This window comes from Deltaproteobacteria bacterium (assembly GCA_013151235.1).
GTDB lineage: Bacteria > CG2-30-53-67 > CG2-30-53-67 > CG2-30-53-67 > CG2-30-53-67 > JAADIO01.
The window spans coordinates 13,029-36,523 of record JAADIO010000005.1; the positions used below are offsets into that span (position 1 = coordinate 13,029).

A 23,495-nucleotide genomic window follows, 5' to 3' on the forward strand; every position below is an offset into this window, starting at 1 on the left:
TTGGACAATTCTCAACAGATCGACACCGAGAGAAGAACCATGAAGCGATATCCACGGTGTATATATCTCCTTATCCTCTACCTTTCTTTCTCTTGGCCCCTGTCCGGGTGCAAACAAAAAACGGCGGAGGAAGCCCCCTCCCCGGTGGAAGTGGAACTCCTTCGGGTCCACCCGCAGGATATTTCAGAACACTTTGCGGTCGGCGGCCTGCTGAAGGCAGGAGAAACCTCCATCATCACTGCGGAAATCAACGGGGCAATCCGGAAAGAATTTTACCGGGCGGGGGACCGGGTGGAAAAAGGCGATGTTCTCCTTGAATTCGATCCGGAGCCCTTTTCGCTGAACCTGGACGCCGCCGATGCAAACCTGGAAAAGGCCGAGGTCCGTTTTTCCAACCGCCGAAAGGAATACAACAGGCGACGTCAACTCCTGAAAGAGGGTTTCATCTCCACGGAGGAGGTGGACCAGGCGGAGCGGCTGTTTCAATCCGCAAAGGCCGACCTGGACGCGGCAAAGGCAAACCGGCAGCAGGCGGCAAGAGAAATGAGAAAGACCGAGGTCCGCTCTCCCCTCCCCGGAATCGTCGTTTCCCGTTATCGGGAGGTCGGGGAGCAGGTTCCGCCGGGAACTCCTCTTTTCAAGGTGGACGATATCCGACATCTCCGCATCATCGCCGGCGTTTCCGAAGAGCAGGTTTTGCAGATCAAAGAGAAACAACCCGTTACGGTGCGGATCGATCCTTTCGGCAAAAAAATCTTTTCAGGACGGGTGACACGAATCTCCGTCCCTGCCTCTGAACAAGGAGGAACCTTTCCCGTGGAGGTCGATCTCGCGAACCCTCAGGGACTCCTGAAACCGGGCATGGTTGCACAGGTCCTCTTCCCCGGAAGAATGCACCGGGGGGTTTTCCTGATTCCCCGGAACGCCGTTGTGAAGGAACTGGGGCGCAGTCGGGTCTGGCGGGTTCACAACGGCAGGGCCGCCGGTATCCCTGTTACACTCGGCGCCGACTTCGGTTTTGAAGTGGCCGTCACAAAAGGCCTTGCCCCCGGAGATCAGGTCGTCGTGATCGGGCAGGACAAATTGACGGAGGGTACGGCCGTTACCATCCGGAAGATCGACGAGGAGACGGACCGATGACGGTGGGGGCCTTTTCGGTCAAGAACCCTGTTTTCGTCAATCTCGTTCTCCTGTTGTTTGTGGTCCTCGGGATCACCTCTTTTCGAAGCATGCCCAGGGAAGTCTTTCCCTCGGTTCCCCTCGACATGGTGACGGTCACAACCGTCTATCCCGGCGTCTCGCCCGAAGAGATTGAAAAGATCATCACCATCCCGGAAGAGAACGCACTCCAGGGGGTGGATGGAATCAATGAGATCGATTCCCAGTCACGAGAGGGAATGAGCCTCATTCTGGCAAAGGTGGATCAGGACCGGGATCTGAAGAAGGTCTCCCAGGACATGGAAAGCGCCCTGAACCGGATGGACCCGCTGCCGGATGACGCCAAAAGCCCGGTGGTGCAAGAGATCGAGACCCGCTACCCCGTGATCAACATCTCGGTCTACGGGAACACTTCAGAGGATGTACGCCGGGAAATATCAGACGAGTTGGAAGACAGGATACTGGAGATTCCGGGGGTAGGTGAAGTTCTGAAATCCGGATACCGCGACCGGGAAATCTGGGTCGAAGTCGATCCTCATCGTCTCGACGCCTATCATCTGCCGATTTCCGAAGTCGTCCTGGCACTGAAACGACGGAATCTAAATCTTCCTGCCGGCATTCTCAAGGGGATCCGGCAAGAGTTTCTCATTCGAACAGTGGGGGAATTCCGATCGACAAAAGAGATCCTTGATACGGTGATCCGGAAAGGAACCGACGGCGGCATGGTCCGGATCCGGGACGTGGCGGATGTGAAGAATACCTTTGAAGAGGCCTCCCGGTTTGGACGTTCCAACGGCGCCAGAGCCATTACGCTGATCGTCACAAAACAGGCCCGGGGCGATACCATCAAGATTGCCGATGCCGTCAAAAAGCTGAAAAGCGACCTGGAATCCCATCTCCCGGCAGGCGCCCATCTCTCCCTCTCCCAGGACAATTCCCAGTGGATCCGAAACCGGCTCCATACCCTCTACGTGAACGGATCGATCGGATTCATCCTGGTCTGCACCATCCTCTTCCTGACATTGAACTGGCGGATCGCACTCTTTACGGCACTGGGAATCCCCTTCTCCTTCCTGGGAGCCTTCACCTTCATGAAATTCTTCGGCATGACCATCAACATGCTGACCCTCTTCTCCCTCATCGTCGTATTGGGGATCGTCGTCGACGATGCAATCATCATTGCGGAGAATGTCTTCCGTCACCTGGCCATGGGCAAGAGTCCGAGCCGTGCCGCCATTGAGGGAACCAACGAAGTCGTGACCCCCGTCTTTGCCGCTGTGAGTACCACCATTGCCGCCTTTCTTCCGATGTTGATGATGACGGGAATCCTGGGAAAATTCATGCGGGTCATCCCGATCGTAGTGAACTTTGCTCTCATCGCCTCCCTGGTCGAGGCTCTTCTGACCCTCCCCTCCCATCTGGCCGATTTCGCCCCCTCCACTTCACGGACACGCCCCCTTTTCGGTTCGGGGAAGCGCTTCCGGAGTTACAAACGGCGCTTTGCTCGGGCTCTGGGCTGGCTGCTGCGCCGAAGATACAAGGTCCTTCTCTCTCTCTTGCTGGTCACCATCGTGACCGGTCTGATTGCCCGGTATGAGATTCCCTTTGTTCTTTTCGACACCAACGATATCCCCTCCTTCATCGTACAGATCGAAACGCCGGAAGGCTCTCCGCTCATCCGGACCGAGGCGGTCATCGCCAGAATCGAAAAGCGGCTGCTCCGGTTTCCGAAGAACGAGATCACCACCCTCTCCTCTCTGGTGGGAAGTCACTTCGATCCCTCTTCCGGACGGACGCAGACCGGCACGCAGCTCGGACAGGTCATGGTGGAACTGCCTCAGTTTAATGCCGAGAACCGGGTCAACGGTTATCAAGTCCTGGAGAAAGCCCGCCGTGCCCTCCGGGGAATCAGCGGCATAAAGAAAATGGAATTCGTGAAGATCCAGGCCGGCCCCCCGGTGGGAAAGGCGGTAGAGGTCCGGATCCGGGGAAAAGAACTTCCCGTTCTGCGCCGTCTCTCCGGCAAGATCCAGGCATACCTGAAAACACTCCCCGGCACCCGGGATATCCAGGATGATCTCGAAGGGGGAAAGAAGGAATTAATCGTCCGGGTCGATGAGAAAAAAGCAGCCCTCTTCGGCATCCACGTGGAAGATGTCGCCCTGGCGTTGAAAAGCTATTACGGTGGGATCAAGACGAGCGAGATCCATCGCAAGAAAGACCAGATCGATGTCATTGTCCGGATGGCCCCGAAATTCCGGAGCGATTATACTCTCATCAAAACCCTGAAGGTCGCCAACGCATCGGGAGAGTTGATCCCGCTTTCGATGGTTACGAAACGCTCCCTTCAGGAGGGTTCGGGCGTGATTCGCAGAAAGGACCAGCGCCGGACCATCACCGTCACCGCCGATGTCGATACCGGCATCACCACCTCTTCGGCCGTCAAAAAGAAGATTGAAAAACAGTTCGGCACCCTTGCCGGAACCTATCCCGGTTACAGCTTCGCCTTCGCAGGGGAACAGAAAGAACAGATGGAATCGGTGCAGTCACTCATCGACGCCTTTCTCATATCGATCATCACGATCTACATCATTTTGGGAACCCTCTTCCGCTCCTTCATCCAGCCCTTCGTGGTCATGATCGCCGTCCCTTTCGCCTTTATCGGCGTGATCATCGGACACCTCGTAATGGGGATCTCCTTCGGTCTTCTGTCAATGATCGGGATGGTCGCCATGGTGGGGATCGTCGTCAACGACTCCCTCGTCCTGCTCGACTTCATCAACAAGAGCCGTTCCGCCGGCATGAGCCGATGGCGCTCCATCATCACCGCAACGGAGACACGGTTCCGGCCCATCATCCTCACATCGCTGACCACCATCGCCGGGGTTTCCACCCTCGCCTTTCAACGGACGGGCCAGGCGGCATTCCTCGCTCCCATGGCCCTCTCAATCTTCTGGGGCCTAACTTTTTCTACGATCCTGACCCTCGTCATCGTCCCCTGTTTTTTCGCCGTTGTGGAGGATGTGCAGATCTGGATCCGGAAAAAACTCGGGATAACAGTGGACTGGGCGGCGCGTGAGAAGGAACGGGCGAAGTTGTAGATTAAGATAACGAAAGGAGAGTAGAAAAGAATGAAGGACCTGCAAGATCTGAAAATCCTGATCCGCTCTCACTACCCGATCATCTGTATCGAAACAGTGGAAGAAGAACGGGCTGAAAATGTGGTCGCCCGGGTGGCCGAGGAACTCTATCTCCCCCTTTTCACCTGGAGTGCAACCCACGGTCTGAAACGGACGGGCGAGAAACAACCGGCCTACCAGACCCGGAATCCCATCGATGCCCTGAACTTCATCGAGGCTTCCAGCCTCGACGGGATCTATCTCTTCAAGGATCTCCATCACAATCTGACGGACCCCCTGATTACCCGCAAACTCCGGGATCTCTGCGAGGGATTCCGTACACGGGAACGCTCCATGATCCTTACGGCGCCTTCCTTCACCTTCCCGCCGGAACTCTCCCGTGAAATTGCACGGTACGATCTTGCCCTGCCGGGAAGAGAGGAACTCAAAAAACTGGTTCGGGAAGTCATCCGGAAGATCACCGCCCAGGAAAAAATCACCGTCCACATCGAGGGGAAAGACGGCAGCACGCTGATCAACAACCTGACCGGACTGACACTTACAGAAGCCGAACGGGTCCTTTACCGTGTCATTCTGAGGGACGGAAAACTCGATGCCGAGGATCTACCGGCACTCCTCTCTGCAAAAAAAGAAAAGGTGGAACAGTCGGGTGTTCTGGAATTTTATCCCAAGGAACCCTCTCTCAGTGACGTGGGGGGAATGAAAAACCTCAAACACTGGCTGGCCATCCGCAAGGGGGCCTTCGGCGAAAAGGCGACACAATTCGGCCTCACACCGCCCAAAGGGATCCTTCTCCTCGGTGTTCAGGGGTGCGGAAAAAGCCTGATGGCCAAGGCGGTGGCCCGGGAGTGGCAGCTTCCCCTTCTAAAGCTCGATGCGGCACGACTTTACAACAAATACATTGGGGAAACGGAGAAGAACCTGCAAAAGGCAATCCGGCTTGCCGAATCCATGGCGCCCACCGTACTCTGGATTGATGAAATCGAAAAAGCCCTGTCCGGCTCCGGCACGAGTGACGGAGACGGCGGAGTCTCGACCCGGATCCTGGGAACGCTCCTTTCCTGGCTCCAGGAGAAAACAGCATCCGTTTTCGTTGTCGCCACTTCCAACGACATTACGAAGCTTCCGCCCGAACTCCTTCGCAAAGGCCGGCTCGATGAGATCTTCTTCGTCGATCTGCCCAATACAGAGGAGCGGGAGGCCATTCTCCGTGTTCATTTAGAAAAGAAAGCCCGTGATCCTGCGGATTTTGATCTTCCGGCGCTGGTTGAGGCATCGAAGGGGTTCAGCGGTGCGGAGATCGAGCAGGCGATTATTTCCGCGCTCTATGCCGCCTTTTCCGGCCGAGGGGTACTCACCACGCAGGAGATCCTGAAGGAAATAAAAAGCACCTATCCCCTCTCGGTCGTCATGAAAGAAAAGATTGAAGCTTTGCGGGAATGGGCACAGGGACGAACGGTCCCGGCAAATTAAAGAATAGCTGTAACGACTCAGGCCGCCGTATTCACGGACAGGGTTACGAAGGAAGACCATCCGGACGGATCAGGCGGTCGCCCGTTTCCGATCCAGCAGTTGAATCCCCTCGATGATATATTCACTCTCCGCTTTCCGCTTCTCGGCATTCTCAAAAAGCGTGGAGACCATTTCGGAAACCTGCTGCACCATATCGGAAACCCGTTTAAATTCTTCGGACTGGCTGACCGTAGCCTGTGCGACTTCCTCCGTAATCTGACGAATGCTCTCGTTGGCCTCGGCCACCACCTTGCTGCCCCGGTTCTGCTCCTCAATACTCCGGGTCATCATCTGAATCATCTCGTTGACCCGATCCAACGCCTGCGAAACGTTTTCCGTACTTTTGACCTGCTCACGGGTGGCATGTTCAATCTGCCGGGTCATCCCGAGGGAGGTCACGGCACTCTCCAGGATCTTGTTCAGGGCGGCCCCGGACTTCCGGGAAAGCTTCACCCCGGTTTCCACCTGTTGAGGGATGGATTGAATCTTGGCGGTCGTTTCCCGGACCTCCTCCTGCAAGTCGAGGATCATCTCCTCAATCTCCCTGGATGAAGCCTTGGTCTTGTCGGAAAGGGCCCGAATCTCACTACTTACCACCCCGAACCCTTTTCCATGTTCCCCGGCCTGGTTGGAGATAATTGCAGCATTCAGCGCCAAGACATTTGTCTTTTCGTTGATGCTGTTGATCACCTCCAGGACCTCACTGATTTTTTCCGTCTTCCGGCCGAATCGTTCCATGATATGGACCGATTCCAGGACAATGTCCCGGATCTCACCGATACCGGAAATCGATTTCCGGACGAGGGAGACTCCTTCTTCCGCTTCCCCTTTCGCCTGTTCGGAAAGAACATTCGACTCCTTCGCATGAGACTCCACTTCCCGGATCGACATCCCCAGTTCCGTTGTGGAAGCAACGGTCTTCTCCGCTGCTTCCCGAAGGCCGCTCACTCCACCGGCCACCTCGTTTAAGGCACTGGACATTTCGTGAACGGAAGAAGCGGTTTCCGTCACGGCACCGGAGAGCCCCTCGGCATTGGCTGCGACTTGAAGCATATTGTTCCGGATCTCCTCGGCCCGGGCCGAAAGATCACCGACAATCTTTGCAAAGGCCTCTTTCTGGTTCAGGAGCCCCTCAAAATTCCGTTCCAGTTCCTGATCCAACCGGTTGATCCCGTCAAAGAGAGAGATGTTTGTCAGGGCCGTCGATCCCTGATCCGCCAGAATCTGCAGCGGAGAAAGTTTTTCATCCCGGATCGGTCTCCGACCGACCTTGTTGTCCACGGCAATCAACCCGATCGGCTTCCCCCGTTCCCGGAGTGGGATACAGACAAAAGAACGGGAGCGAAGTTCCGGGATCCGGTCATAGGGAGGTTGAAGACGCCAGTCTTTCGACATGACCGTGATATCCTCCACACGGATGGTTTCATTCTTCACAATTGTTCCGGCCAGAGCTCCTCCGACTTTGTCCAACGGAATCTTCAGGGTACGCCATCCCTCCCCCTTCTGTCCCCGTGTCGCACGGCAGAGAAGGTTTTTCCGTTCGTCATCCAGAAGGAAGAGGTTGATCCGGTCAAATTCCAGGACGGAATGGGCCCCTTCGGAGATCAGTTCCAGAACCTGATCCCTGTCTCGGGACTGCTGAATATCGGCGCCGATCTGATAGAGATTGGTCATGGCGGCACTGAGATGATGGAAACGGCTCTCAAACTTTTCTTTCTGCTCCTCGATCCGGTCGTGGGCCCTTTTCAATTGCTCCGCCTTCGCCTCGTCCCGGTCAAAGGCCGCGCCAACCAGATACCCCGTCACCCCCATCACCATGGAGGTCCCGAGGGTCATATAGACAAAAAGTGCAATCTGATGGACGGAACCGGAAAGCTCCGAAACAAAATACGGGATCAGGGCAAGATGAGGGGGACGGAAGAAAAAAGCGGAAATGATCAGCCATCCCAGCGGAGCACCAAACCCCATCAGAACTCCATTAATCGGATAGGAGACCCTTTTCAGAGGAGACCAGATGGAAAAGAGGTCGTAGATATCCTTTTTTTCTTTCATAAAAGAATCCCTCTCATGAACAAGAAACTGCATGCAGTAAAATCATTGCCGGAAATGTTCTCTGTAATTATTATAGTGCAGGTTCCCGGATTGGGAAACATTTTTTTCGCAATTCCGGAAAAGCGGCGGAAAGCGGAATCACACCTGACCAGGGGCCAGCAGAATCCCGTGAAAGGTCTTCTTCGTTTGATGGATTTTCCGGAGACGTTCCCGGTAATGAGGTTTCAGATCATAACGGATCTTTGCCAGGACATCCACCTCGTTCGTTGTATAGGCTACCCCCTCCACCTTCGAGGCCAGCGTGGGATCGGAGATTAAAAAAATCTCCGTCTCCAAGAGGTCACTGTAAATTTTCACGGCAAGACGGGAGCAGCTAAACTGTTCCGTCGTCATCGACAGAAGTTTCTGCAGCTGGTCGGGATCGGGCTCATAAGTTTTCATTGCTCAGTCCTTCATTCACCTGATCCAGCAGATGACGGACCACATCTTCGGCAAAGTCGACGGCCCCGGACTTGAGTGCCTTGGCCTCCGCCTGTTCGTTCTGCTCCAGGATGCTTGAGGCAAAGTATTCCTCACGAAGTTGAGCGGAAGGATGCCGGAAGAGAATTTTCCCCTCCCGGTTTTTCAGCGTGAGTTGAACGATCACGGAAAGGCGGTATTCACTGACGGTACTGGCAGCCGTTCGGGAAACGGACCCGTTGGAATATCCGACGATCCGTCCCTCCAGGATCTTGTCCGCACGGGGTTTTTCGACGACCAACACTCCGGCCCGGTTGAATTCGCGGATCACGGCACGGGTGATCACGGTCTGAATGTTCGGTTCGGAAGATTCATTCACGAAGATCGGAACGGCCACCGTACCGAATGCCGTGGGGGAAAGCGGACCGGCACCGGGATGATAGCCACAATTTGAAAAAACCGTAACGCACAACAATATCAAAGCAATTCGCATCGAATGTAAAGACATGGCTATCTCACAGACACGGAAGGAATGGTTTTTTCAGATGACAATATTCACCAGCTTCCCCGGCACCACGATCACCTTCCGGATCTCCTTCCCCCCCGTCAATTCACGAATTCTGGGATCGCTCAGAGCGGCCTCTTGCAGGACCTCCCGGGGAGAATCGGCCGGAACCCGGATCCGGCTTCTCAGCTTCCCCCGGATCTGAACAACCACGGTGATCTCCTCTTCTTTTGCAATCGTCTCATCGAAGTCCGGCCAACGGGCAACTCCAATCCCCCCGGCGTGCCCTAAGACCTCCCACATCTCTTCGGCGATATGGGGCGCAAAAGGAGAGAGAAGCAGCGTCAGAGACTCCAGCGATTCCCGCAAAACGGGGAGCATCGTATCCTCGATCTTTTCTTCCCGCAGGGGGTTCAAGAAATTCACAAATTCCATGATCGAGGCAATCGCCGTATTAAAATGGAAGCGACCGTCCAGATCATGAGTCACCTTCCGAATCGTCTGATGGGTTTTGCGCCGAAGGATCGTCCAGGATTCCGGGAGAGAATCCGGAATTGCACACTCCCGGCCGAGGTTGGAAAGTCGATCGGCAAAGTGTCCCACCAGCCGCCAGACGCGATGCAGAAAACGGTTGGCCCCTTCCACTCCCTGGTCGCTCCATTCGAGGTCTTTCTCCGGCGGTGCGGCAAAAAGGATAAAGAGCCGGGCCGTGTCGGCGCCGTACTTTCCAATCAGGAAGTCCGGATCGACCACGTTCCCCTTCGACTTGCTCATCTTGGCGCCGTCCTTGATCACCATCCCCTGCGTCAGCAGGTTGATAAAAGGCTCATCCGCGGAGACGAGCCCGAGATCCCGCAACACTTTGACGAAGAAGCGGGAATAGAGGAGGTGCATCACGGCATGCTCGATCCCCCCGATGTACTGATCCACCGGCATCCAGTAACCGGCTTCCTCTTTATCGAAAGGAGCCCCCTCCCGCCGGCGTGAGGCATAACGGAGAAAATACCAGGAGGATTCCACAAAGGTATCCAGGGTATCGGTCTCCCGCCGGGCCGGTTGTCCGCATCGCGGGCAGGAGGCCCGGACGAAGCGATCATGGGAAACAAGAGGGGATCCCCCTTCCCCCGTCAATTTCACATCCTCGGGGAGGAGAACGGGAAGTTCCGCATCCGGAACCGGGACCTCGCCGCAGGCGTCACAATAGAGGATGGGAATCGGTGCTCCCCAGTAGCGCTGCCGTGAGATTCCCCAGTCCCGGAGACGGTAGTTGACCGTTCGGTCTCCGATCCCGAGCCGTTTCACTTCTTCGGCAATCCGCTCCTTCGCCTCTTCACTGGGAAGACCGGAAAATTTGCCGGAATCAACCAGCACCCCGGGCGCCGTATAGGCCTCGGTCATTTCTTCCACCGTCAGCGTCGTATCGGGAGGCTGAATGACCACCTTCATGGAGATCTGATATTGCCGGGCAAACTCGAAGTCCCGCTGATCATGGGTCGGAACGGCCATAACCACGCCCGTGCCGTAATCCATGAGAACGAAATTCGCCAGGTAGATCGGGATCTTCTCACCCGTCATCGGGTGGATCGCGTAGGAGCCGGTAAAGACCCCTTCTTTCTCCAGGTCCTCCGAAGTCCTTTCCATACGGTCGACCTTTTTCATCCGCTCCACAAAGTCCTCAACGACCGCCTTCTGTTCCGGCATCACCAGGGAGGAAACCCTGGGGTGTTCCGGGGCCATACTCATGAAGGTCACACCAAAGAGGGTGTCGGGACGGGTCGTGAAAATACGGAGAGGTTCATCGGATCCCTCCACGCCGAATTCCACCTCTACGCCGTAGCTCTTGCCAATCCAGTTCTTCTGCATCGTAAGGACCCGTTCCGGCCATCCCGGCAGATTGTCGCACCCTTCAAGCAATTCATCGGCATAGTCGGTGATCCGGAAAAACCATTGAGGGAGTTTCTTCTGCACAACCTCTGAATCACAACGCCAGCAGCAATCATTCTCTACCTGTTCGTTGGCCAGCACGGTTTGACAGGATTCACACCAATTGACGGAAGACTCCTTTCTGTAGACCAGTCCCTTTTCCCTCATCTTCAGAAAGAACCATTGTTCCCACCGGTAATAGTCGGGATCACAGGTGGCCACCTCCCGGCCCCAGTCATAGGAAAGACCGATCCGTTTCAGTTCGTTGCGCATATAGTCGATATTTTCATAGGTCCAACGGGCGGGATGAACCCCATGCTTGATCGCCGCATTCTCCGCCGGCATGCCGAAGGCATCCCACCCCATGGGATGCAGGACGTTGTATCCCCGGAGCCTCCGGAAACGGGCAATAACATCCCCGATGGAATAGTTCCGGACATGTCCCATATGAACCCTGCCGGAAGGGTAAGGAAACATCTCCAGGACATAACATTTCTCTTTTTCCGGGTCGGGATCAGCCCGGAAGCACCCTTCTTTCTCCCAGGTCCTCTGCCATTTTTTTTCCACTTCCGACGGTTGATAATCGAGTTTCACCGTAACTCCTCGTTTCCCGCGTATTGATTTACAGATAATCCCGTTGCAAGCCTTTGTAAAGATTTCTTAACATAGCCTCCTGACTTTTTCAAGGGAAAAGCCCTTCCCCTGCGTGCAGGGGATGTGCTATGCTGAAAAGATAAAGGTTATCATAAGGTCTTACTCTCCAACAAAGAAATTTCCCCGCTGAGGTGTTGCAATGAAAGCCATGATCCTGGCTGCCGGGATGGGAGAACGTCTCCGACCGCTGACGAATGAGATCCCGAAACCGTTGGTCCCCGTCCTGAACCGTCCCCTCATTGAGTACAACCTTTCCCTATTGCAACGGCACGGCATCCGGGAGGTCGCCGTCAACCTCCACTATTTAGGGAAAATGATCCGTGACCACCTCGGGGACGGAAGCCGCTTCGGGTTAAAGATCCATTATTCCGAGGAACCGGATCTTCTCGGGACCGGAGGAGCCATCAAGAAGCTTCGTTCTTTTTTCGGGACCAAGCCATTCTTGGTAATCAACGCGGATATCCTCATCGACATCGACCTGAAGGACCTGGTCCTCTTTCATCGCTCACGGAAAGCCTTCGCCACGATGATCCTCCGACCCAATCCGGATGCCGTCCGGTATGGAACCATCGAAACCGACAACACCGGCCGAATCCGGGAATTCTTGGGCAAGGTAAGGACTTCCGAGACCGGCCTGACTCCCTGGATGTTCACGGGGGTCCATCTCTTTCATCCTTCTGTTTTAGACACGATGCCGGAGAAAGAACGTTTTTGTATCAATCGGGATGTCTACGCCCACTGGATCCGAAGCAACAAAGCCTGTTACGGATACGTCTACAAGGGATACTGGGAGGACCTGGGCACGATGGAAGACTACCTCCGGGCCAACCTGGCGATGGTACGACGTACAGGAGTATCGGAGATTGTCCGGTCGGAGGTACAGGCCGAGGAAGGAGTGATCCTGAATCCTCCCTGCCTGATCGGCGCGGGAACCATGATCGGGAAAGACGCCGTCGTCGGTCCGGATGTGGTCATCGGAAAGGATTGCCGGATCGGAGAAGGAGCGAAGATCACGGAATCGATCCTCTGGGATGGAGCGGCTCTCCCGGCCGGGGCAAAGATACACCACAAGATCATTACACGTTTTCAGCAGGTTACCCTGCAAACCGATGAAGAAGCCAGCCCCCCGGATGATCCGGCGGTCAAAGCCCCCGCCATACACAAATCTCCATAACGGAAGGCCCTATCCCTCCGGCTCAGGTGCATCATTTCCGAAAAGCCTTTCCCGGAGCCAGCGAAGACCGAACTGCAGGAGAGCGACATCATCTTCCCGCATCTTTTCCACCTCTTCCGGATCGACTTTGAATTTCTCCAGGAAAGAGCTGTCAAAGACAAAACGCCGGAAGCTGTCAATATCGTAACTGACCATATAGAAGAGTTGCAAAGAACGGTCCGTCGCCTGGGCGAGACCCAACGCTTTTTTGCGGAGAAGGATCTCCATCCACTCCCGGTTCATCCGGTCATAGAGCTCCGCCTCCTGATCTTCCCGCCAACTATTGACGGTCCATTTCGTATCTTCTTCAAATCCCCGGCAATGATCCTCCCGGATAAAAAAGTAAAAGTCTTCCTGATCCTTCACGGGGGCCCGTTTCATGGCGGCAAAACCGATGGGATAATAACGGCAGGTCGCGGGACGGTCGGTGTAAAGGGTGCAGCCGTCCGGAGAGACGAAGGGACAGCTATGGATCTCATCTTCGTTCATCTTCAGAATCACAACCGGCAGGTCGGTCTTCTCCAGCTCCTGGGGAAAGGTGTAACGTTCCAGGAACGCCTCCGAAGAAATTCCAAGCCGGTTCTTCATCCGGACGATGTCGTAGGGAGTGAGATAGATCCGGATCTCGCTACAGCATTTATTGAAGCAGGAGATCCCTTTGTGACAAAGGAATTGAAATGAGCTTTCACCGCTCAGTTTCAGGGGCTGAATGACTTTGTCTGAGGGAACCTTGTTTTTCATAGAATCTTCCTTTTTGAATGGATGAAGCCGTGTTCCGGACAACTCCCGGGAATCCCGGAAAAGCGGACAATCCCAGGGAAACAGGCAAAAAGAACTATTTTCCCACAGGCGGGAGAAAATCAGGGTTGATCTTATAAACCTTCCGAAAAGATTCCCGAGCCGCGGGGTAATCTCCCATCTCCTGCTCAAAATAGCCGAGATAATAGTAGAGGGCGGCATTGTCCGGTTCCTGCGGCGCCATCGACTTCAAAGCGGCCACGGCGCCGGCCCGGTCACCGCGGTAATACTGCCGGAGGACCTGCTGAAGACCGGACGCGTCGGCATGGAGGCTTACCTGTATCGCCGGCAGAATCAAGAGTATAGCCAGGCACAGAAGTATTTTTTTCATCGTAACACCTCCCGGAAGTTCAAATCTCTTCGTTTATTTTCCTTCCAGCCCTTCTTTCTGCTTACGGAGAAGAGCGGCGATCCCTTCCTCTTTCCAGTGCTTCTCCAGACGGTCTTTCGTCTTGAAAAATTGTTTTTTCAACTCCCCGGGTGAAACCTCCGCAATCACCCCAACGGTAGAGAGAATATACGGAGTCAGCCTCGATTCCTGCAACACCCGGCTGCCCGGCATGAAACTCCCCATCAGAATAATGATCACGGAAACCAGGAGACTCCCCTTGAGAAAACCGAAGAGACCGCCGATCAGATGATTCATCCATCCGAGCATCGCCTTCCTGGTCCACCGCTCCACATAGGTTCCCATGAGCCGTATGACGATCGAGGACCCGAGGAAGACGGCAACATACCCGAGGATCCTGGCCGCCGAATCATGATGAATATAGCGCATCAGGAACTCCGCAAGGTAGCCGTAGGTCTGGTTGGCGATCACGAAACCGAGGATCAGGGAACCGAGTGAAAAGACCTCCTTCACGACCCCCCGGAAGAGACTCATAACGAAGGTCGCCCCGACAATGACGATAATGATTGTATCAAGGAGATTCATGACAGGGTTGTTCCTTCCCGAACATGCCGGAACTCCCGGACCATCTTCTCACGGACTTCCGGATCCCGCAGAATCATAAGCCCGGTGAGCGCCAGGGCACAGGCCGCCTTTTTCATGACCGTCTCGGCCGCTTCACTCCTCGCCGCTTCCGCAAAACCTGCGGTATGAGGCATCGACTCAAAATCACAGATCAAAAGTTCCGGATGAATGGCCGGCACCCTGCGGCTGAGATTGCCGATATCCGAAGAACCGATATAACGCAGTTCATCCTGATCGTCAATGGGGATCCCGAACGCTTCTATCTTCTCCTGAAAGACCGCAGCCATCGTCCGGTTCGGCATCATTCCCTCGTAAACGGGCCCCGTGTTTTCAATCTCGAACGTACAGCCTGTCGCCCGCGCCGCCCCTTCGATACACCCCTTCACACATTCTACAAGCTTTTCCATGACCGGCCTTTCCAGTGCCCGAACGGCAATCCGTGCCTCGGTAAAAGCGGGGATGATATTCGGGGCGTCCCCTCCCCGGGTAATGATGCCGTGAATCCGGCCGTCATCGGGAACCTGCTGCCGAAGCGCATTGATCCCGGAAAAAGCAAGGATCATCGCATCAAGGGCATTGATGCCGAGTTCCGGAGCAGCCGCTGCATGACTGCTCTTCCCGTAAAAGGCGATGCGGAGCTCCGTCATGGCCAGGGTCCGTTTTACCACAGCATTTCGCACCGACGGATGGAACATAAGCGCCGCATCGATCCCGTCGAAACACCCCTTCTCTATCAGGCGGATCTTCCCGCCGTGCATTTCCTCGGCCGGGGTTCCTACCACCTGGACAGCACCGGCACACGCAGGGAAAACCGATACCAGTGCGGCACCGGCCCCGACACCGGCCGCAGCAATCAGGTTATGACCGCAGGCATGCCCGAGGTTCGGCAGGGCATCGTACTCGGCAAGGAAGGCGATCGTCGGACCCGGATCGGAACTTCGGGAGGCCCGGAAGGCCGTTGAGACCCCGCCGATGCCCGGCTCCACCTCAAACCCCTGTTGCTGCAGGAAGTCCGTGAGAAGTGCTGCGGCTTCCCATTCTTCATAACCTAATTCCGGCCGGTCGTGGATCGTACGGCTGATCCGAACCAGTTCCGGAAAAAGCGACTCAACCGTCTCAACAACTTTCTTCTCGAGAGAATCCATCCCGCGACCCTACCTTCTGACCGGCCGATGCTTTTTTTGCAACAAAGAATCACCGGTCCCGCTCCCCTTTTTCCCCTTCAAATGCTCCAGCGCCTGACGAGCCGCCTGCTGCTGTGCTTCCTTTTTGCTCTTGCCGCTCCCTTGACCGAGAACTTCCCCCTTGACGGAAAGTTCCATGACAAAGATCCGGTCATGGTCGGGACCGGTCGCCCGGCAGAGGGTATATTCCGGCAATACACCGAACCGTTCCTGACAGGCCTCCTGAAAGGTCGTCTTGTAATCAAAGGGATGTTTCTGTTCCACAACCTTCGGGATCAAGGTCTCAAAATGTTTCAGGATCACATCATAGGTCGCCCGGAATCCCTGATCCAGATAGATCCCGGCAATGACCGCTTCCAGGGCATCGGAGAGCAGAGAATCCTTCTCCCGGCCGCCGGTCTGCTCTTCCCCTTTGCCCAGGAAGAGAAAATCTCCGATCCCGATCTTCCGGGCGACCCCGGCCAGCGTGGTCTCATTGACCAGATTGGCCCGCGCCTTGGAAAGGGCACCTTCGTCCAGGTCCGGGTAGGCCCGATAGAGATAAATACTGATAATCAACCCCAGGACGGAGTCTCCCAGAAACTCCTGCCGTTCATTATCTTCCGGATGCAGGCCGGGGTTTTCATTACTGTGGGACTTGTGTGTCAGGGCCGTAATCAGGTAGGGAAGGTGGCGGAAAGAAACCCCAAGGTTTTTTTCCAACCGGGATAATCCATTCAACTCTGGGTTCATAGTGGACTCGAATAACCTGTGACGGTCCTCCGGCGGACCGTCACTCAGTCAACAGAACGGAACACCAGCGCACCGTTCGTTCCCCCAAACCCCATGGAGTTACTCAGGACGGTTCGCACCCGGGTACGACGCGCTTCGTTGGGTACGTAATCAAGATCGCATTCAGGATCGGGGACCTCATAGTTAACCGTGGGAGGCAGGATCCCCTCTTTGATCGCCATGGCCGAGAAGACCGCTTCAATCCCACCGGCGGCACCAAGGAGATGGCCGGTCATCGATTTCGTCGAACTGACGGCAACCTTCCGGGCGTGATCACCGAAGACCTTCTTGATCGCCATGGTCTCAAACTGATCATTAAACTTCGTGGATGTCCCATGGGCATTAATATAGTCGATCTCTTCCGGTGCGATTCCAGCGTCCTTGAGGGCCATGGTCATGCAACGGGCCGCCCCTTCCCCGTCGGGAGCGGGAGAGGTAATATGATACGCATCACCGCTCAAACCGTACCCTGCTACTTCCGCATAAATCGCGGCCCCCCGTTTTTTCGCCGACTCCATCTCTTCGAGGACCACCACACCTGCTCCTTCCGCAATCACGAAGCCGTCCCGTTCCGCATCAAAGGGCCGGCTTGCCCGTTCCGGCTCATCATTCCGTGTGGAAAGGGCCTTCATCGCGGAGAACCCTCCCACGGCGAGAGAACAGATCGTCGATTCCGTCCCGCCGGCGATCATGGCATCCGCCGCCCCGCGCTGGATCAACCGGAAGGCATCCCCAATGGAGTGCGTCCCGGTGGCACAAGCCGTGACCGGCGCCGAATTGGGGCCCCGGGCACCAAAACGGATGGCCACCTGTCCTGAAGCGAGATTGATAATCACCATGGGGATAAAGAAGGGGGTCACCCGACGCGGGCCGCGCTCCAGGAGGACCTTGTGATACTTCTCGATCGCGGGAAGCCCGCCGATCCCGGCGCCGACGATCACGCCGACTCGGTCGGCATTGCCCTCATCAATGACCAGGCCGGAATTTTCCATCGCCATCTGGCCGGCCGCAAGGGCATAATGGATGAAGGTATCCATTTTCTTCTGTTCTTTTTTCTCAATATAGCGATCGATTTCGAATCCCTTGACCTCGCCTGCAATCTGAGAAGGATATCCTTCCGGGTCAAACCGGGTAATCCGGTCGATCCCGGAACGGCCGTGAATCAACCCGTCCCAGGTCGTGGCAAGATCATTCCCCAGAGGGGTCACAACCCCCATCCCTGTGATCACAACTTTACGCATCGTTTCCATCCGCAAAAAAAGGGGGCCGCCCTCCCAAGGATCGGTTCCCCCTCATACATTTCTCCGCAAGGAATCAGGAGTGTGCCTTGATATAATCCACTGCGTGCTGCACAGTCGTAATTTTCTCCGCCTCTTCATCGGGAATCTCGATCCCGAACTCTTCCTCGAGGGCCATGACCAGTTCGACCGTATCGAGAGAATCGGCGCCCAGGTCATCGACAAAGGACGCTTCCGGCTTTACGTTTGCTGCATCGACATCCAACTGCTCCGCAATAATCTTCTTGACCTTTTCTTCCATTGTTTTCTTGCCTCCTAAATAAAAAATAAAACCCTCTACATTTCTGATAATACACCAATCACCGGATGATTATGCCTAGTCCGTACCATTTATCTTTTCCCTCTTTATTCTTTATGAGCACACGGACCTTTTTGCAAAGCCGTCACATTCAACCCATCCGCTTCCACGGCACAGCAGAAAGTTCCGGATGCAAGGCGCGAAGGTTTTGAGAAGTGAGGCGTACTGTTCCGTACGCCGCAACGCACTCAAAACCTGATAAACGCAGCAGATGGCGAAGCCGTCACATGTACATGCCGCCATTGACATGAATCACCTGCCCCGTAATATAGGCCGCCTCATCGGAAGCCAGAAACCGTACGGCGGAGGCGACATCCTCGGGGGACCCTAACTTGCCCATCGGGATCTGTGCGTAGAGATTCTCCTTCACATCCCCCGCCAGAGACTGCGTCATGGCCGTATCGATAAAGCCGGGCGCAACCGCGTTACAGGTAATTCCCCGGGAAGCGAGTTCGCGGGCCACGGTTTTTGTCAGGCCGATCACCCCCGCCTTGGAGGCCACGTAGTTGGCCTGTCCCGCATTCCCCATTGCTCCCACGATCGAGGCAATGTTGATGATCCGTCCGCTTCTCTGCTTCATCATCGGCCGGGCCACCGCCTTCGAACAGAGGAAGGAGCCTTTCAGATTAATGCTCAACACCAGGTCCCAGTCTTCTTCCTTCATCCGCATGAGAAGACCGTCTCTCGTGATCCCCGCATTGTTGACAAGAATGTCGATCTTTCCGAATTCGTCAATCCCCTTTCTGATCATCTCCGAGACCTCTTCGGCGTCGGCGACGTTTGCCTGCAGGGCAATCGCCTTACGACCGACGGCACGGATCTCCTCCGCCGTTTTCTCCGCCATCTCCAGGTTCACATCAGAGATAATACAGTCGGCGCCGTCCCGGCTCAAGGCCTGAGCAATCGATTTACCGATCCCCTGGGCCGAGCCGGTAACCAGTGCAACTTTTCCTTGCAGTGACATCAGACCTCCCTACCGGCCGGGATCTCTTTCAGAAGATTTTTCAGCCCCTCGGCATCGGCCGGATTAAAGACCCGCACGTTGCGATCAATTCTTCGGATCAGGTTGGACAGAACCTTTCCCGGCCCCACTTCGACAAAGATCTCGATCCCGCGAGCGAGCATGGCCCGGATGCTCTCCTCCCACCGCAGTGTCGACGTCAACTGTCGTACCAGGCCTTCTCTCACGGCCTCTGCAATACGGACTTCCTCAGCGGCAACATTGTTCATCAGCGGAACCGCCAGGTCCTCCATCGGCGTAACATCCAGGGCCTCCTGTAACTTTTTTGAGACCGGCTCCATCAGGGGCGAATGCGAAGGAACACTCACAGGCAGGACCAATGCACGCTTCGCTCCAGCCTCCTTCGCACGGTCGGAGGCAACCTGCACCGCTTCCCGCTCCCCGGAGATCACGATCTGCCCGGGGCAGTTCAGGTTGGCCGGGACAACCAAGCCATCGACATCTTCACAGATCTTCTGCAACAGTGCAAGTTCCATCCCGAGGATCGCCGCCATGGCCCCCTCTCCTTCGGGCACGGCCTCCTGCATGAAAATTCCCCGTTTACGCACCAGGGAAACGGCATCAGCCAGGTCAAATCCCCCGGCCGCCGTGACAGCGCTGTATTCACCGAGGCTGTGCCCGGCCACGAAGGCCGGTTTCCATCCCGTTTCGGAATCAAGAACCCGGTACACCGCCATGCTCGTCGTCAGCAGCGCCGCCTGGGTCAGCTCCGTCCGGTTTAATTCCTTCGCCGGACCCTCCGTACAGAGACGGAGCAGATCAAGTTGAATGGTATCGGAGGCCTCTTCAAAGACACGGCGTGCCGCAATAAAATTTTGGACCAGATCGGCTCCCATCCCGACCGACTGAGAACCCTGACCCGGAAAGACAAAAGCTGTATTTTCCACTGAGAAATCTCCAACCCGGCAGAGCCGGAGCCAAACAACTTTTCACCGCAGAGGCGCAGAGGGCGCGAAGAAGAGCCTTTCCAGCAGGACACACCTCGCAATCTTCACTGCCTCTCTGCAGTGCAATCAATTTGCCTTGTGTTTTAACTAACGTCCGGTTTTACTCTGCGTCCTTTGCGTTTCTGCGGTAAAATTTTTATTTTCTGCAATCCGATTATTTCCGGAAGGCCTTGGTCATCATCGGAACGATCTCGAAAAGGTCCCCCACGATCCCGTAGGTCGCCGCTTTAAAGATCGGAGCCTCGGGATCCTTGTTGATCGCAACAATCACATCGGAAGATTGCATCCCCGCCAGATGCTGCACCGCACCGGAGATCCCGCAGGCAATATAGAGCTTGGGACAGACGGTCTTCCCGGTCTGGCCGACCTGGTGAGAGTAGGCGATCCACTCCGCATCGACGACCGCTCTGGAGGCCCCGACGGCACCGCCTAAAACCCTGGCCAAGTCCTCGATGACGGAAAAATTCTCTTTACTCCCCACGCCTCGCCCCCCGCTGACGATGATGTCGGCCTCGGTAATGTTGACGGTATCTTCGATCTCTTCAACGGTCTGAATCACCTCCCGATGAAGATCCGCTACGGTCCCGTTCATCATCACGGGAATCACCTCACCTTTACGGCCGGCTTCTTCCGGCGCCTGTTTGAAGACCTTGTGCCGGACCGTAGCCATCTGGGGCCGGTGATTGGGACAGAGGATCGTCGCCAGGATATTGCCGCCGAAGGCGGGGCGGGTCTGAAGAAGTTCCCGTTTCCCCGGATCGACATCCAGACCGGTGCAATCGGCGGTCAACCCCGTTCCGATCCGTGCCGCCACCCGGGGAATAAAGGAACGGCCGATGGCCGTCGCACCCGTGAGCACGATTTCCGGTTTCTCCTTTTCGATCAGGTCCGCCAGAACCGACGCATAGGCATCGCCGTTGAAGTCGGCCAACATGGGGTCATCGGCGAGATAGACCCGGTCGGCGCCGTGGGCGATCAACCATTCCGACTGTTGTGAGATCTCGTGACCGAGGAGAACGGCGCTCAGATGAGTATCGAGACGATCGGCCAGTTTTCGCCCTTCATTAAGCAGTTCCAGGACCACCGTAGAGATCTTTCCCTTCCGCTGCTCTGCAAAGACCCAGATCCCCCGGTAGGCCGAAAGATCCATCGAAGAGGCGGCGGACTGTTCCTCTTCCATCGTAAGGGCGACAAACTCACAGACCTCAACGCAGGCGCCGCAGAGGGTACACTCCTCGCTGATCACCGCGGTGCCGTCAATGATCTCGATGGCGCCGAACGGACACTGATCGGCACAGATGCCGCAACCCGTACATTTTTCCTTGCAGACGATAATCGCCATTCCCTGTTTCCTACACGATATTCAGCCGCTCAATCTCAGAGACCAGCCGCGCAACCTGCGCCTCCGGTTCCCCTTCGAGAATCTCTCCCTGACGGCGAAACTCCGGCATAAAGATCTTTGAAACCTTGGTGGGAGACCCCGAAAGGCCGAGACGAGCCGGATTGGCGCCGATCTCTTCGGCGCTCCAGACCGGAATCTCTATTTTTTTTGCCTTCATCTTTCCTTTCAGTGAAGGAAGGCGGGGTTCATTGATCTCCTTGACCACGGTAATCACGGCAGGGAGTCGGGTCTGCAAAAGGTCATACCCATCATCCATGAGCCGTTCCAGCCGCATGGTCCCCTCTGCGACTTCTTCGATCTTCCGCACATAGGCGGCAAATCCCCAGTGGAGATTCTCGGCGATCCCCGGCCCAACCTGGGCGGTGTCGCCATCAATGGCCTGTTTGCCGCAAAGGACAAGATCGGGTTCACCCATCTTTCGGATCGCCATGGCCAGCGTATAGGCGGTCGCAAGGGTATCGGAACCGGCGAAGGCACGGTCCGAAACGAGAACGGCCTCATCGGCCCCCAGAGAGATCCCTTCCCGCAGAGCGGCCTCCGCCTGGGGCGGCCCCATGGTCAGGAGTGTCACCTCCCCGCCGAACCGTTCCCTGAGCCGGAGCGCCTCTTCAAGGGCGTACATATCAAAGGGGTTCACAATGCTCGGCACCCCCTCACGGACGAGGGTGTTCGTCTCCGGATCGATCCGGACATCGGCCACATCAGGCACCTGTTTAATACAAACAACGATTCTCATCTTGAACTCTTCATTTTCATTCGATCAACCGGAACTTCGTCCGAAATCTGTGACGGCAATGTAAAAAATCCGGATGCAAGGCGCGAAGGTTTTGTGGAGTGAGGCATACTTTTTCGTACGTTCCAACGAACACAAAACCTGATAAACGTAGCAGACGGTTTTTTTACATTGCCGTCACTCACCCGACGGGGACCGCTTCTTTCTTCCCCGTATATTCCTTCACCAGTTCCAGGCCGATCACGTTACGCTGAATCTGGTTGGTCCCTTCGTAGATCTGAAGGATCTTGGCATCCCGCATCATCTTTTCCACCGGATACTCCCGCATGTAGCCGTACCCCCCCATGACCTGAACGGCATCCGTGGTCACGCGCATGGCCGTATCGGTAGCAAAGAGCTTCACCATCGCCGCTTCCTTGGAAAAGTTTTTCGGATTGCTGTCCATGAACTTACAGGTAGAATAAAGAAGCGACCGGGCCGCTTCGGTCTGGGTCGTCATATCGGCCAGCATATGCTGGATCGCCTGCTGGGCCACAATCGGCTTGCCGAACTGGACCCGGGTCTTGGCATAAACGACCGCCTCGTCGATCGCCCCCTGAGCCAGTCCCACTCCCTGGGCGGCAATGCCGGGACGGGACTTGTCGAGGGTCTTCATGGCGACAATGAACCCCATCCCCTCCCGGGAAAGAAGATTCTTCGCCGGGACCCGGCAATCCTCAAAGATCAGCTCCCGAGTAGCGGAGGCCCGAATCCCCATCTTTTTTTCTTTCTTTCCGAACTTGAACCCCTCCATCCCCTTTTCAAGGATGAAGGCCGAGGCACCCCGGGCCCCGCGGGACCGGTCGGTCATGGCAATCACCGTATAGATATCCGCCTCCCCGCCGTTCGTAATCCACTGCTTGGTGCCATTCAGGATATAAGAATCTCCGTCTTTCACGGCCGTCGTCTGAATCCCGCCGGCATCGGACCCGGCGTTCGGCTCGGTCAGCCCGAAAGCCGCCAGGCTCTTACCCGACGCAATCCGGGGGAGATAGGCTTCTTTCTGTTCTTCGTTTCCATAGAGGAGGATCGGATAGCAGCCGAGACCGCTCGCTGCAAAAGAGACCGAAACGGCAATACAGGCCCGGGAGAGCTGTTCGATGGCAATACAGTTTTCCAGTATCCCGCCTCCCATACCGCCGTATTCTTCAGGGATGTAGAGGCCGAACAGATCGGAATCAGCCAGGACATTTACGATTTCCCAGGGGAATTCCTCTTTTTCATCAAGTTTCGCCCGGACGGGGATCACCTTCTCTCGGGCGATCTGCGCGGCCAGGTCCCGGATCATCAACTGTTCTTCCGTCAAAAAATAGTCCATCACTGTCTCCCCTGATCAACACCCGTTTTTTTGTGGCTGTTAGTAACATATTTTCATGTGTACAGTCAAACTTTTTACGCAGCAGGCGGACTTTTTA

Annotated in this window: 20 protein-coding genes; 4 read left to right on the forward strand and 16 right to left on the reverse strand. The window is 55.8% G+C overall.

The window, feature by feature from the left end:
• The first annotated feature begins 144 nt into the window (after positions 1 to 144).
• From GXP58_00920 to GXP58_00930, 3 genes are read left to right on the forward strand one after another with little or no spacing between them, the layout of a single operon-like run.
• Complete coding sequence (locus GXP58_00920; GenBank protein ID NOY52164.1) at positions 145 to 1,140, forward strand: efflux RND transporter periplasmic adaptor subunit; 996 nt, start codon at positions 145 to 147, stop codon at positions 1,138 to 1,140.
• Positions 1,137 to 4,259, forward strand: a complete 3,123-nt coding sequence (locus GXP58_00925; GenBank protein NOY52165.1) for an efflux RND transporter permease subunit — start codon at positions 1,137 to 1,139, stop codon at positions 4,257 to 4,259. Before GXP58_00920 ends, GXP58_00925 begins: the two co-directional genes overlap by 4 nt.
• Positions 4,260 to 4,289: 30 nt before the next feature.
• Entirely contained in the window at positions 4,290 to 5,771 is a 1,482-nt protein-coding gene (locus tag GXP58_00930) for an AAA family ATPase (GenBank protein NOY52166.1), read from the forward strand.
• Positions 5,772 to 5,840: 69 nt separating this feature from the next.
• On the opposite strand, the gene GXP58_00935 is transcribed toward GXP58_00930, so the two are convergent.
• The 4 genes from GXP58_00935 to GXP58_00950 form a co-directional block, all read right to left on the reverse strand.
• Positions 5,841 to 7,862, reverse strand: coding sequence for a GAF domain-containing protein (locus tag GXP58_00935; GenBank protein ID NOY52167.1), 2,022 nt, complete (start codon positions 7,860 to 7,862; stop codon positions 5,841 to 5,843).
• Between the two features lie 138 nt (positions 7,863 to 8,000).
• The gene (locus GXP58_00940; GenBank protein NOY52168.1) at positions 8,001 to 8,303 is read right to left on the reverse strand and encodes a hypothetical protein; all 303 of its coding nucleotides are present in this window, start codon (positions 8,301 to 8,303) and stop codon (positions 8,001 to 8,003) included.
• Positions 8,290 to 8,829, reverse strand: coding sequence for an LptE family protein (locus GXP58_00945; protein NOY52169.1), 540 nt, complete (start codon positions 8,827 to 8,829; stop codon positions 8,290 to 8,292). The genes GXP58_00940 and GXP58_00945 overlap by 14 nt, the downstream gene beginning before the upstream one ends.
• 33 nt (positions 8,830 to 8,862) lie before the next feature.
• On the reverse strand, positions 8,863 to 11,343 hold the full coding sequence (locus GXP58_00950; protein NOY52170.1) for a leucine--tRNA ligase: 2,481 nt from the start codon (positions 11,341 to 11,343) through the stop codon (positions 8,863 to 8,865).
• 199 nt (positions 11,344 to 11,542) lie between these two features.
• Here GXP58_00950 and GXP58_00955 point away from each other — a divergent pair, with 199 nt between their 5' ends.
• Positions 11,543 to 12,577 (forward strand): NDP-sugar synthase, encoded by a 1,035-nt coding sequence (locus GXP58_00955; GenBank protein ID NOY52171.1) that lies wholly within the window; start codon positions 11,543 to 11,545, stop codon positions 12,575 to 12,577.
• 9 nt (positions 12,578 to 12,586) lie between these two features.
• Here the strand turns inward: GXP58_00955 and GXP58_00960 are convergent, their stop codons facing one another.
• The 12 genes from GXP58_00960 to GXP58_01015 form a co-directional block, all read right to left on the reverse strand.
• Complete coding sequence (locus GXP58_00960; protein NOY52172.1) at positions 12,587 to 13,357, reverse strand: YkgJ family cysteine cluster protein; 771 nt, start codon at positions 13,355 to 13,357, stop codon at positions 12,587 to 12,589.
• A gap of 94 nt (positions 13,358 to 13,451) precedes the next feature.
• Positions 13,452 to 13,745 (reverse strand): tetratricopeptide repeat protein, encoded by a 294-nt coding sequence (locus GXP58_00965; protein NOY52173.1) that lies wholly within the window; start codon positions 13,743 to 13,745, stop codon positions 13,452 to 13,454.
• Between the two features lie 33 nt (positions 13,746 to 13,778).
• Positions 13,779 to 14,348, reverse strand: a complete 570-nt coding sequence (locus GXP58_00970) for a CvpA family protein (GenBank protein ID NOY52174.1) — start codon at positions 14,346 to 14,348, stop codon at positions 13,779 to 13,781.
• Positions 14,345 to 15,532: a M20 family metallopeptidase gene (locus GXP58_00975; protein ID NOY52175.1), complete on the reverse strand. Its 1,188-nt coding sequence runs from the start codon at positions 15,530 to 15,532 to the stop codon at positions 14,345 to 14,347. The genes GXP58_00970 and GXP58_00975 overlap by 4 nt, the downstream gene beginning before the upstream one ends.
• Positions 15,533 to 15,541: 9 nt before the next feature.
• Complete coding sequence (gene rnc, locus GXP58_00980; protein NOY52176.1) at positions 15,542 to 16,303, reverse strand: ribonuclease III; 762 nt, start codon at positions 16,301 to 16,303, stop codon at positions 15,542 to 15,544.
• A gap of 44 nt (positions 16,304 to 16,347) precedes the next feature.
• Positions 16,348 to 17,583, reverse strand: a complete 1,236-nt coding sequence (gene fabF / locus GXP58_00985; GenBank protein ID NOY52177.1) for a beta-ketoacyl-ACP synthase II — start codon at positions 17,581 to 17,583, stop codon at positions 16,348 to 16,350.
• Positions 17,584 to 17,656: 73 nt separating this feature from the next.
• A complete protein-coding gene (gene acpP, locus GXP58_00990; GenBank protein ID NOY52178.1) occupies positions 17,657 to 17,881 on the reverse strand; it encodes an acyl carrier protein in 225 nt (74 codons plus the stop codon).
• 280 nt (positions 17,882 to 18,161) lie between these two features.
• Positions 18,162 to 18,902 (reverse strand): 3-oxoacyl-[acyl-carrier-protein] reductase, encoded by a 741-nt coding sequence (gene fabG, locus GXP58_00995; protein ID NOY52179.1) that lies wholly within the window; start codon positions 18,900 to 18,902, stop codon positions 18,162 to 18,164.
• Entirely contained in the window at positions 18,902 to 19,846 is a 945-nt protein-coding gene (gene fabD, locus GXP58_01000) for an ACP S-malonyltransferase (GenBank protein ID NOY52180.1), read from the reverse strand. The genes fabG and fabD overlap by 1 nt, the downstream gene beginning before the upstream one ends.
• A 214-nt stretch (positions 19,847 to 20,060) precedes the next feature.
• On the reverse strand, positions 20,061 to 21,248 hold the full coding sequence (locus GXP58_01005; GenBank protein NOY52181.1) for an electron transfer flavoprotein subunit alpha: 1,188 nt from the start codon (positions 21,246 to 21,248) through the stop codon (positions 20,061 to 20,063).
• Positions 21,249 to 21,258: 10 nt separating this feature from the next.
• Entirely contained in the window at positions 21,259 to 22,044 is a 786-nt protein-coding gene (locus GXP58_01010; GenBank protein NOY52182.1) for an electron transfer flavoprotein subunit beta/FixA family protein, read from the reverse strand.
• 178 nt (positions 22,045 to 22,222) lie between these two features.
• A complete protein-coding gene (locus GXP58_01015; protein ID NOY52183.1) occupies positions 22,223 to 23,398 on the reverse strand; it encodes an acyl-CoA dehydrogenase in 1,176 nt (391 codons plus the stop codon).
• Positions 23,399 to 23,495: the final 97 nt, after the last annotated feature.